This window comes from Gammaproteobacteria bacterium, from assembly GCA_029882975.1.
GTDB lineage: Bacteria > Pseudomonadota > Gammaproteobacteria > SZUA-152 > SZUA-152 > JAJDNG01.
Genome location: JAOUJW010000010.1, coordinates 131,898 through 145,460, shown reverse-complemented (window position 1 = coordinate 145,460; position 13,563 = coordinate 131,898). Strand labels below are relative to the sequence as shown.

Annotated in this window: 3 protein-coding genes; 1 reads left to right on the top strand and 2 read right to left on the bottom strand. The window is 49.0% G+C overall.

Going from position 1 to position 13,563, the window contains the following annotated elements:
- Positions 1–249: 249 nt before the first annotated feature.
- Positions 250–696, top strand: a complete 447-nt coding sequence (locus OEY58_09705; protein ID MDH5325723.1) for a transposase — start codon at positions 250–252, stop codon at positions 694–696.
- A gap of 625 nt (positions 697–1,321) precedes the next feature.
- Here OEY58_09705 and OEY58_09700 read toward each other — a convergent pair.
- Entirely contained in the window at positions 1,322–5,254 is a 3,933-nt protein-coding gene (locus OEY58_09700) for a hypothetical protein (protein MDH5325722.1), read from the bottom strand.
- Positions 5,255–5,562: 308 nt separating this feature from the next.
- Positions 5,563–13,509 carry an Ig-like domain-containing protein gene (locus OEY58_09695; GenBank protein MDH5325721.1) on the bottom strand — a complete coding sequence of 2,649 codons (7,947 nt, stop codon included), beginning with the start codon at positions 13,507–13,509 and terminating at the stop codon, positions 5,563–5,565.
- Positions 13,510–13,563 lie beyond the last annotated feature (54 nt).

Here is a 13,563-nt window from a genome sequence, read left to right as displayed (position 1 = left end):
ACCGGTGTGAGTCTCTGTACAGCCCTTCTCCGCCGCATTAATTAAACCACCCTACCCTCACACAAAATAGTCATCTTCGCTCATAGTAATGAGTCAATTCCTTTTGGCTAGATTTTGTTTTAGCCAGTTTCTACTGCGCTGTTTCCTTTTCTTCGGGTGTATCCACTGAAAAACCGATTCCAAAGGTAATGTTGAATTGTCTTTTTCTAAGATCTGGGAGGGGTTTCGCTGGATGAGCGATTATATATCGTGGATGTCCTCTATTCTGTTATAGAAAAATTGATTTTGCGTCAGGTAAAACTACATCCGTCGTTTCTAGGGTTAAAACAAGTGCCCGGTATCGGTGACATATTGGCGCTTACCATCATGCTGGAAACGGGTGAGATAAACCGGTTTTCAAGCGCCGGTCACTATGCTTCCTATTGCCGCGCAGTAAAAAGCGTAAAGACGAGCAACGGTAAGAAAAAGGGCGAAGGCAACCGGAAAAATGGTAACCGTTACCTCGGATGGGCCTATGTCGAAGCCGCCAATTTTATTGTTCGGTACAATGAAACGGCAAAGCGGTTCTTTCAAAGGAAATTGGCTCAAAAAAATCGGGCAGTCGCGGTAAAAGCTACAGCCAACAAATTGGCCAAGGCTTGTTTTTATATTATGCGCGACCAGGTTAAATTTGATGAGACATTATTGTTTCGATAAATAAGGCTGGGGCAGTGAGCTAGTGCTGGGGTTGATTGAAATCACTGGTCTGATTGGGCCGCTGTCCCACCCTTTTATGAAATAGGTTATTTGATGCGCCTAAGCCGTGAACCACTCTAGGGTTGGTAATCCGTTGCATACGGTAAAACCATTGTTTCTGTGATATTCCTTTTGGAGGCGGCTTGGTACCAACGATTTTTTGGGGCCTTTAGGCCTGGGGTAAAACAGCAATACCGTTTTACCTAGATCCTGATGGGTGACTGGTGCGGATCAATTTCGACACCATCCATAGAGAATCCGGGTGCGTAACAAACACCTGTTTCATTTTCTAGGTCACATTGTGTGGCTATGGGATTTATTGGGACCTTGACACCGGCTGGCTAATGGGCGACCCAACATTATAGTATAGCACTAATGGGCGACCCAACATTATATATAACGCTCAAAGCACGTTGAACCTGCTCCAATAATTTATTCATTCTATTCGATTCCAATAAAACTTTGGTATCGTGTATAGCCACACGAGGCACAAAAAAAGCGAACCTCAAATGAGGCTCGCTTTATGATTGTCAAACTATGGGACAGCAGTGCCTGTTTCGGATTTTTTTTGCAGAACAAGCCTGTCTCAGTAATAAAATCGCCACAGGGCCATGTCTTCCGAATCAAAGGAAAAACCCGGGTCGGAATATCCTCCGACAAATATCCTGTCTACGCCGGATGTTGAATCCAACATAATGCCGGTGGCGTAGTTATTCGTACGGGTATTTCTTCTATCATCATAGTTCCACAATTTCACACCGGTGTGATTGAATGTTGTATCCACACCGCTGTCGGTGAGTCTCCAAATGCCGATGTTTGCACCCAGATCAGCGTCGGTCACCATTCCGGTCACTACAATTTTTCCATCGCCATGGACGGTGATACTGTGCCCTGCCTCATTGGTGCCCGTGGAATCCACAGTAAGATACCCGACCTGATTAAACGTCGTATCCAGACTACCTAAAGAGTTGTAACGCCAGACGATCATATCCGTATTGGGACTGCTTCCGGTGGTCCCGGTCACCAGAATCTTTCCGTCGTTCTGTAAGGTCAAAGCATTATTAGACCATTGGGTCAGCCTCCCGGTCTCGTTCCTGACAACGCCGTTGCCATTAAATGTGTTGTCCGGAGTCCCGTCACTGTTAAAACGCCAAATGGTCATAGCGGTGATTCCATTCAAAACACTATCACCGGCAACAACGATTTTTCCGTCACTTTGAATCTCCATGGCATGTGCCACTGACTCGGGCGTCGCGGTATAACTGACAACGCCGTATCTACCAAATGTAATATCCCATCTGCCGCGAGAATCGAAACGCCAAAGCGTCATGTTATAAATTCCGTCGGCGCTAAGTCCTGACTTACCGGCCACTATAATTTTTCCATCGCTTTGCAGGGCCAGTGCATAGGCGAAATCCGCCAGGTCCGGGGTGATGGGTTGGCTAAGCGCACTAAAGGATGTATCCAGGCTGCCATTTTCATTAAAACGCCAAAGTCCTATCTCGCGGCCGAAATAGCTATACAGTCCTGCAAGTAAAATTTTTCCGTCCGGTTGGATTCTAACAGCGTACGCGGCTTCCTCGCTTTTCCCGAAGCTGGATTCAGTGCTGTTGTATACCACTTTGCCGTCATTGTTGAATGTGGTATCCACAGACCCGTCCAGGTTAAAACGATACATTGCCAGATCCCTTGTGACGGATCCAACCATTAGAACTTTACCGTTGTGCATGACCATATCATGCCCCGTGTCAGTAAAAGTTGGCTTGGGTCTGGGCCAGGTGGACAAGGTCCAGGGGGGCGTTCCAAAACTGACAAAACCGGCAGGATAGTTATATTCATGATCCAAACTGCCGGGAATACCGGGGCTGGCTGTGATTGTGGCAGGAGGAGAAGCGTTTAAATATCGGTCAACAGCGTAAATGGTGTAATAGTAAGGAGTTCCGTTTAACAAATCATTGTACAGCTCACTCACGGGACGAAAATCGGCTCTCAGGGTTTGATCCACCCTATCGTCCGGTCCATTTGCGTAACCAACTGTTGAACTTAACACGTGAATTCTTGTGAAATCGTCGGTCGGATTGGTCCAGTTTAATGTCAGACGTCGGTCGTCTATGTCGATCCGCAAGTCGGTTACCGGTCCGGGCGGTGTCATGTCCACATCTATGGTGGCTATGACTGTGCCGGACCAATTACCGGCAGGGTCCTGGGTTTTCAGGCTAAACGTGTTAATCCCCAGATTGAGAGTTACCTCGGTACTCCAGCGGGTTCCCGAACCGGCCCCCCATTCCACATCATCGATCCACAGTGAATCCCTGAACCCTTTATTACCGCTCATTGTATATTTAAGAGTATTGACATATTCCCGACTGGTTACCACAGGATTATCGGGTGGTACCGTATCCAGTACGATAGTGACTCTACGCGGAGCGGATTCCAGACCCAGGATGTCTTTTGAACTTATATCAAAAATATTGTCGCCATCCAGAAGTGTGATCGCCAATTGCCAGACCATATTCGGGTCTGCAGGGACTTGCTCGACACCGTTGAACCATATGGAGGCCCCGGGATCTTTCGTGCCGGTTAACAAATAGGCAGAATTATTGGTCTCCGGGTTACTGGTTACCGTAGGTGTGGAGGGTACGTTGGTATTCAACACCACGGTCTGAGCGTTACTTGGTGAAACATTACCCGCCGGATCTTGACAATAAATATTGAATATATTGTCGCCCTCCGCCAAATTGGTAGTGTAACTCCAGGTAGTTTCGGCGTTGTTTGCCACCACTTGGCTGTTACCGATCCAAACCGACGTGTCCGCATCCTTAGTACCCGATAGGGTATAGGAAGGTTCACTGGTTAACAGTACACCACTGAAAGTGGGCGCTGACGGCGCGATGGTATCGCGCACAATATTCAGTACCGTCGCCGTTGAGGTGTTTCCTGCCCCATCGACGCTGGTCAAAGAAAAGCGGTTATTGCCTTCCACACTGAGTGTGATATGGGTACTCCAGGTTGCGGCCGAATCTGCCTCGACCAAAACTGAACCATCCATCCAGATTGCCGTCCCCACTTGTTTTTGGCCACTGAGAGGATAATTTTCGCTATTGAACGGGCTGACCACCGTATTGATTGTGGGCGCCCAGGGATCAATCGTATCCAGCACGATCGTGAGTGACACGACCGACGAGGAATTTCCCTGCTCGTCCCTGACCGTAAAGTTAAGTTCATTCACCCCTTCGGTAAATACATAAACATAACTCCAGTCGGTACTGGTGTTGGCCGGCACTCGTAATATGTCGTTTATCCAAAGCGATGTGCCTGTGTCTTTTGTCCCTGCCAATGTTACTTGGGTAAGGTTAGTGGGTGAGCTAACCGGATTCACCGTGGGTGGCTTAGGCCCTAGTGGCGTTACAATCAGGGATACGGTTATATTTTGTACTGAGGATTCATTACCCAATGAGTCTTTAGACGTTATCGCAAACGAGTTGTCGCCTGCGGTCAACGTGTAGTTGAGACTCCAGCCGGTTTCATTGTTAACGGCCACTCTTTCCACGCCATTTACCCAAAGGGAAGATCCCGCTTCCTTGGTGCCGCTTAAAACATAGGCACTGTTTTCGGTAGTCAGGGGACTGTTAACGGCGGGTGTTGCAGGCGGCATTGAATCCAGCACCACGTTTATCCCCAATACAGCCGACTCATTGCCCAGATTGTCTCTGGCGGTCAGGTGCAATGCATTGTTTCCTTCCTGCAGGGACAAGGAAGTGCTCCAGTTGGTACTGTCATTGAGTGCTTGAATTTCAACAGCATTCAGCCAGATGGATGATCCGGCCTCCTTGGTGCCACTTAGGATATAACTTCTGTTGTTGGTGAGTAATGGACTGACAACCACCGGGCTTGCGGGAGGCGTGGAATCCAAAACAACATTCACAGCGATCGCATCGGATTCGTTACCCAGATTATCTTTTGCCACGACATTAAAGCTATTGCCGCCTTCCTGCAGTTGAACGCTTACACTCCATTCGGTTAACTCGTCCAAAGCAACCCTTTCAATTCCATTAATCCAAATGGCGGATCCTGCCTCTTTGGTTCCGGTCAAATTATAAGCACTGTTTGCGGTTAATAAGCCGCTGTTCACAGCAGGAGATGAGGGGGCGGTTGTATCCAACACAATGCGGACTGTAACCGTCTGTGATTCCCTGCCCTCGCTATCCTTTGCGGAGAGGTCAAAGCTATTGTTACCCTCTATCAAAGCCATGTCTGTGATAGACCAGTTGGTTTGCTCATCCAGGGGAACCCTTTCAACCCCGTTTACCCAAATCGAACTGTTTGCCGACTTTTCGCCCGCTAAGGTTTGAGTCTGCACAGAAGTCGGTGAGGTAACCGGGTATACGAGGGGAACTGACGGCGCTTGATTAACGGGTTCTTCACTTTGTGCCGTGGAATCGTCGCCGCTGCCACAACCAACGATTAGTAAACTGCCTAATATTAACGCAACAACCAAAACGTCTTTAATTCCGCACATATCCTATCCCTATTGTTATTCTACCCTTACCTAATGTTTCTATGGTCCGGCCGCTCATCTTATTGAATTAACAGTACGCCCAGGAAACAACACAACTGCGGCACAATCGTACGAACAGCCACTCAGTATACGCGTTGATTTTCGAGGTCACAAGACTCAGCATCAATGGGGGTTATATCATTGGGGACACATCACTAATCGGGGGAACCTCACTCTGCCCCCTTACGGCTGGGGTTACGTTACGGCTGGGGTCGCCCCGCTATCCGGGGCGCCCTTTAATTCCCATTAATAGCGTGAATCATTTACCCCTACAACGCCTCCAAGGTTAAGGATGTAGGATTGGAATCATCCAGGATAAAATTCAATCCTGGTGCTATCGTCAAACTACCACTGCGCGTTGCATTGGTGAAAAACTGAAACCTGTTCCCCGAACTGGGGATAAAACCGTTTGCCAATTCCGCATTGAGAGTACCGGCAAGATCAGCATTCATAGTAACTCTGACACGACCAAAGGAACCCGTACTAGCCAGCTCCACCGTCATACTTCCCGTTGCCGATTGGGTGTAGTTACCGGTGATATTGATTGAGCCGCCCCTATTAGCGCGAAAATCACCATTGTTGATTCCCATATTGGAAATAGCGATAGAACGACTGACATCAGCGACAACCGTTCCATTATTAGTGAAGCTGCTGGGGCTAATGGTCATGGTACCGTTATCGGCTAACAGGGTGCCGTTGTTGACAACTGCCCCACCGGATCGGCCCACTATACCAGCTCCTCGCACGGTCATTCCTGAGCCGATTGTCAGAGTATTGCCATTGATCGACTCTAACACGGCACGCCCGGAATGAGTCATAAGGATTTGCCCGCTTCCATTTATGGTGTTACTGGAGTCCATTTGCAACACGGCCGCTCCAGAACAACAATATGTTTGCTGGATGGTTAGAGTACCGTTGATTGACAGATCAGACCGCAGCATTAATGTTGAACCGTTGCTAATTGTAAGCTCACCTTCAACAAACACTCCGGCCTCCAGAATCCCACCCGCGGTTCTAAGACTGGATCCCGTCGGAATTACCACATTCCTTAATGTAGTCGTACCAATCGTGTATACCGTACCGCCATCTTCATTGACTCTTAAGGCAGTACCCCCGTTATCAATAATCCCGTTTAAATACCCATTACCCGTAATCTGCAATTCCGAACCAAACCCCGTACTGCCATTAATAGACTCTACATAAGCTCGGCCACCGCCGATGATTCGAATTTCGCCATTGCCTCTAACGGTATGACTGCCATCTATAGTCAAACGCGTTGCACCTGAACAACAATAGGTTTGTTGTATCAACAAACGGCCATTAACCGTCAAATCCGATGTCAGTCGCAAACCCTTCTGGTTCAAGACGATTAACTCACCATCCAGTACCACTCCGGAACCCAGTGTTCCGCCTGCAGAACGAACAACACTGTTTGTGGCTATCTCCATATTTTGTAAGGTCGTGGTGCCAATCATATAGACGGTTCCGTCATCCTGATTGATTTTTAAAACACCACCGGCATTGTCTATGGTTCCTGTGAGATAACCATTACCACTTATGTGAAGATCCGGACCAAATGTCATAGCACCGTTTGATGACTCTACATAAGCTCGGCCACCGCCGATGATTCGGATTTCGCCATTGCCTCTAACGGTATGACTGCCATCTATAGTCAAACGCGTTGCACCTGAACAACAATAGGTTTGTTGTATCAACAAACGGCCATTTACCGTCAAATCCGACGTCAGTCGCAAACCGTTCTGGTTCAAGACGATTAACTCACCGTCCAGTACCACTCCGGAACCCAGTGTTCCGCCTGCAGAACGAACAACACTGTTTGTGGCTATCTCCATATTTTGTAAGGTCGTGGTGCCAATCATATAGACCGTTCCGTCATCCTGATTGATTTTTAAAGCGCCGCCTGCATTGTCTATGGTTCCATTGAGATAACCATTGCCACTAATATGAAGATTTGGACCAAACCCCATACTGCCATTAATGGACTCTACATAAGCTCGGCCACCGCCGATGATTCGGATTTCACCATTGCCCCCAATGGTATAACTGCCATCTATTGTCAAACGCGTTGCGCCTGAACAACAGTAGGTTTGTTGTATCAACAAACGGCCATTTACCGTCAAATCCGACGTCAGTCGCAAACCCTTCTGGTTCAAGACGATTAACTCACCGTCCAGTACCACTCCGGAACCCAGTGTACCACCATCCGCCGCTAACCGACTTGCCGCGGACAAGACGAGATTCTGCAGAGTCGTGGTACCCAACATTTGTACGTCGCTGCCATTTTCATTAATTCGCAATATTCCGCCAGCATTGTCAACCACACCGGTTATATATCCATTACCGGTTATATGCAGGTTAGGGCCAATTGCCATCGAAGTTTCTGTTGACTCTAAATAGGTTACACCATGACGTAACAATCGAATTTCGCCGTTTCCACTAACCCTTCTGACGCCATTCAAGCGAACTCGAGCTGTCCCGGAACAACAAGCAGTGTGCTGAACCTGCAAAGACCCATCCACCTGTGCGTTCGTAGTCAGATCTAAAATTCCACTGTTATTGACCAAGTAAGTTGCGTTAGCGTGTAACCGAAAGCCTTGCAGCATCCCAACTCCGTTGACAGTCAGGGTATTGGCTTGCAGTACGTTGGAATATAGGTCCAATGAGTTGACTGTATGATTCCCGCTAATATTAACCGTACCATTAGTAGAAATAAGTACATTATCTCCAACACCCGGCACCCGATTTTCCGACCAGTTAGCCGCCACGTTCCAGTCCCCACCTCCTGGGGTAATCCACTGAATGGTGTAATTACCACTAACCACACGAATATCGGCACTGGCCGTACCAGCAGCGGTAGTCAGCGTTAAGGTGCGTAAGCCGGTTGCGGCTGTTGCACTGACATCCAGGCGAATATCACGCCGATTGTAATCGCCCGTCCCCAGGTCTGTGAGGGTGACTCCTGTCCCGTCGATACTAATGGTGCTGATATCCGCAAGCGCGTGTCCATTAATGGCCAATTGAATACTGCTTCCCGTTCTCACTACAGCAGGATCGATGGAATCGATGCGCGGCGCTTCCAGCACATCAAACGCCAGGCGCGCTTCGCCACCAGACGTTGTCAGCCCCATATCGGTAGAGCCCAGTACCGCACCTGCCCCTATGGTTACGTTGGCGGTCACAGAAGTATCACTGACCGATACAATACTACCGCTAATACCGGGGTTGGCAGAAACGACATTACTTGCCGTTGCCAAACCTTCACCTTCAAATATCACTGGTAAAGTACTGCCACGCAAACCGCTGTTGGGGTTAACGCTGTTTAAAACCGGAACCGGATAGGGAATGCTGGTAATGGTTACGGTCGCCGTTGCGCTATTTACTTGTCCGTCGTTAACCACCAGTTCCAAACTGTAGTCTCCCACTACATCAGCAACAAAGGATGGTGTTACAGCGGTTGGATCTGACAACACGGCAGCACTGCCCGCAGGTGGTATAAACGACCAGGCATAGCTCAGGGCGTCACCATCAGCGTCACTGGACAAGCTGGCGTCCACGGCAACCGTTTGGCCCTGATAGGGATTACTTGGAGCCTGAATAACAGCCACTGGCGCAAAGTTTTCCGGACGGGTAGTAAAAGTTGCAGTGAACTCGGTGGCCATGGCATTGCCCGCAGGATCAACGATGCTGGCAGGTACCGTTATCTGGTATGTGGTATTAAAAGCCAAGGCGCTGTTTGGAACAACCGTCACTATATTATCTGCAAGCGATACTGAGATCGCCAGCGGTGTACCTCCTGTGCTTAACGACACTCCGGCACTGGCATTCGGATCCAGATTTTCACTAAACACAATTTGCACCGAAGTCGTCACGTCTACCCCAGTGGCACCGGCATCAGGGCTGACACTCAATACCTGAGGAGGCGTGCTGTCCTGCAACACTTGCAATGGATTACCGTTGACATCGTTAGCAACCGGATCCGATGCACTACCGGAAGTATTCCTTGCCTGTACAGTTAATACATTGCTTGCATCCAACAGCAAAGGAACTGTGATATTGAACAAACCCGAACCAAGTACTTGAGCACTGGCATCAGCCGCCCCTCCCAACACGGTAACTGTACTGTACGCTGGAGCTGTACCGGAAACCTGAACCTGGGCCTGATTACTGATAGCCGGTACCGGGTTGACGATCGGTGCAGCCGGTATGGCATTAGGCACAGTATTAAAAGAGTTTAATAACACGCCATTTGTGGTGCCCGTTTGTAACGGATTACCGCAAGTATCCCGCACAGTCTGGGTCAGGCGAATATGAATTTGTGAATTCACAGGTAATTCCGGTTCTGCAACATACGTCAACGTTTTGCCTGAATTACTGAAAAACGCAGTACCACTCAAAGGCGTTCCTTCTGTAACCAGTTCTCCACCCGATTCGAGCGCATTGGCGTATAAGCCGTAGGAACTCCCCAATAAATTACCCGGGGTAAACATGAGACTGGAATAATCCAATGCATTGCTGAAATTTAAAACAATGGGACGGTTTACAGATTGATCAGTTGCCCCGTTTGTCGGTTGTACGTCCAGCAATACCAAATCCCCCGTGAGAGAACAATCTTGTGCTGTTGAAAATTCCCATGTAAAAGAATCCGACATCTCCACCCCGGAAGCGCTGCAAATACCTCCCGTTCCCCCCACCAAGGTGACTCGATACCGGGTATTGGCTTTTAGAAAGGCTTGACTCAAGGGCGAGCTTAAACCCAAACGTAAAACAGCGATCGTGGTACCGCCGGCTGGTGGCGATTCAGTCACCAGGTCTGTCGGTATATGTCGAACCGCTTGACCTGTACTATCCAGCTCTTCCAAATAGTACGTTCCGGTAGAAACCAGGTTAGCCGATACTATCTGCAAACCATTGGCCGGATCACCATCAATAGGCACCGTCACCACATTGTTCCAGCTATCTGCCGTCAAACAACTACTGGAAGGACTGAACACAGTAACAACTGAACTGCTCAGCACTACATCGATTTCATTACTTTCAGGGTTTATACCAATCACGGCGGGCGCTTGATCCACCGGCAATGGTTCAAAGTTGGCAGGATACATATTATTAATTTCGCAACTGCTACCATCCGGTCCGGTATCTACACTGAGAGTGATATTTTCACTGGCTATACCCTGGCAAGCGATAATCTCACCTTCCAACTGAGATTGAACCCGGTAGGCCAGAGTGGCCGTCTCACCGTTGCGAATCGTTCCAATACTACGAATGCTGTTGGATTCAGGAACGGGGTTACCTGACTCGTCTACGAGTTGAGCACCGCCGCCGATAAACAATTCCAAACTGGTGTAAAGCGCGGGTCTCTCGGATAAGTTAGTAATCTCAACCAGTAAGTCGTAGATCTGGCCCTGACTGACATCAGGACCACCCACGACACTGGGGTGACGCAATACCACACTGAGTTCAGGTGCGCCCAGCACTTTCACGGTCGTTCCTACGGAACCGCTGATGGGAACGGGTTGAGGCAATCCACCTTCTGTAACAAAACCGGAAAAGCTCACTGAAACATCGTGTACGCCTACCGTATCACCGCGCAAAATAAACTGACCCCGGCCGGTACTGTTGGGACCAATACGTCCAATAACAACCTGGTCTTCGGAACCATCCGTATTCACCTGGGAAACATCATTACCCAAAGCTGCCTTAACGGCTGTTAAACCCGCCGGTAAAGCTAAGCTTGCCTGCATATCCTGCAATACAAAGGAGTCCGAGGTGTTATAAAGCGCCAAAGTAAGTTGAAAGAACTCTTTCAACGTTTTTATACGGCCATCGATAATGATCACACCCGGAACTGCCTGACGTCCTTCGCCCGGATTGACCACAAAGATTTGGCCGCAGGAAGTGGCACATCCGCCCACATTGTTTGAGGCGCTGTATGTGACAATACTACTGGGGCCGCTGCTGCCTCCACCGCCTCCACTGCCTCCGCCACCACCACCACCGGATCCACCGCCTCCTACAGAGTAAAAGGTTTGGGATCCCCCAAAAGCCACCCCTGCTGCCACGGGGACGGCAACGGGTTGGGTAAATGTTACCGGGTGCCCGCCAATCGTTAACACGACGGTAAACAGAGACACATTAAAGTTAGCCGGATCGTCCAGATCAATAATTCCTCTGGCAACCAGATCTGCAATTTCCTCTTCTGATAAAAGACGAGAGAACAAGTCGGCAATAATCAGTTCGGATGGGTCCAGATGAATTACACTGACCGGCTTGGCGTATGCGACAGGCTTAGGTTTATTGGCAAGATCATCGATAGCGGAAGCCAGCAAAATGTTTTGTGTATTTTGCTTCAGGGTGACATTGACGCAGAACTCGGTAGTCAAAGCATCCAGTGTTACAAACACCGGAATGGCCGCCCCTTCAATTCTCACAGTGGTGTTGGCTCGTGAGGTACCACAAACTTCGATAACATCATCTGCGGTAATGCCCGGCAGAGGATCCAAAACCGGCGGTTCCAGTGCGGATGTATTCTTGACGCCAGGTGTACCAACAAACTCAGGTAATTCATTACCTCCCTGGTTCAATACCACGGATACTTCAATCACACCATCGGCCAGGTCGCAGGCATTAACACTGCTAAACGCTACGGCCCCGGCACCATCCGATGCGCCAACCACCAAACTACTGCTAGATAGTCCACCCTGATCCGTTAAAGTCACCACAAAACTGTCGGACGCGCTACTGCTGGAAATAAACTGGACATTGCCGCTAACATTGCTGCAATTGTTCAAGGTAATAACATCGTCAAGCTCGGCACCCACGACAGGATTTGGGAACAAGGCAGGTACCGGCGCAACGGCTTTACCCCACAATGCCACGTTGTATAAGGCTTCGTCGGGGTCATTACTCTCGATTAACAATTGCGCCTCATACACAGTGCCGGCACTGCCTGCCGGTGGTGTAAACTGTATTTGCAAATCGCTGGAGCTTCCCGGTTCGATAGACAAGGGAAGGTTAACGCCTGGTATGGTAGATACGCTATAAACGCTGAGATTGGTGGAAATGCCCGTTACCAGCAGCGGCGCATCGCCCACATTATGTACAGCCAAAGTTCGTTGGACCGTCAACCCTTCTGCTACGCTGCCATAATCCACACGGGGAACACTATCAATATCCGGTGCCTGAATCGCCTCCACCGCCGAGCCTAGCAAATTCACAAGTACACTGGCTGCGTTAGCGGCGTTACTTGTTATAGTGGCTGTTCCTGCATTAGCGCCAGGTACAGTGGGACTGAAAATTACCGTCACATTGGCCTCAACATCCGGAGCCAGTAACGTCGGTAGTGGATTTACAAGTGCAAACGGTGCTCCGCTGCTGTTGATGCTTTGTATGCTTAAATCAGCGAATCCTATGTTACGAATAGTGAATGATGCACTGGTGGAGTTGTTCACCTCAAGTTGACCAAAGTCCACCGGATTCGGAAACACCTCTATCAAAGGCAATAAAAGATCTGAGCCACTGCAGTCCTCGTCAATGCCGTTGTTTGCAATTTCATTTGCTCCAGGATAGACAATCGCGTTGGCATCATCACAATCGCCCTGGTTCTCTGTAAAACCGTCGCCGTCGTTATCCACATCGTTTGGATCCAAATCGGAACCACTGCAATCTTCATCAATGCCATTACCGGCGATATCAATGGCACCGGGATTTATCGCCGCATTACTATCGTTACAATCTCCCTGATTCTCTGTAAAACCATCGCCGTCATCATCCACATCAGCCGGATCGGGGGGATCCATATTGTCACAGTTTTCATCTATTCCGTTACCAGGAATTTCTGTAGCACCCGGATTAATGGCTGCATTGTTGTCATCACAATCCTGGGTAGAGTCATAACCATCACCATCCATATCGATCACTGGATTGGAGGCCGGCTCGACACATCGGGGTTCAGTACATTGCAACACACACGTGCGGGCGTCGTTAATGGTAATGTATCCATCACCATCAGCGTCCCTGGCATCATCCTGTCCGTTTGCCGGTTGGTTGCGTGCCGCGGTGATCAGGTTTATATCATTAATATCTATATCCTGATCCGCATCAACATCGCATGTCTGAGCATAGACTTTCGACCCCCAAACAGTACTTAGCGCAATAAGAAGGAGTAAAAAACCGTATCGAATCCCTGATTTCATAGAATGGTTCCCCGATAATTGTTATTTGAGTTTTACTTGGTACAACACACGAAT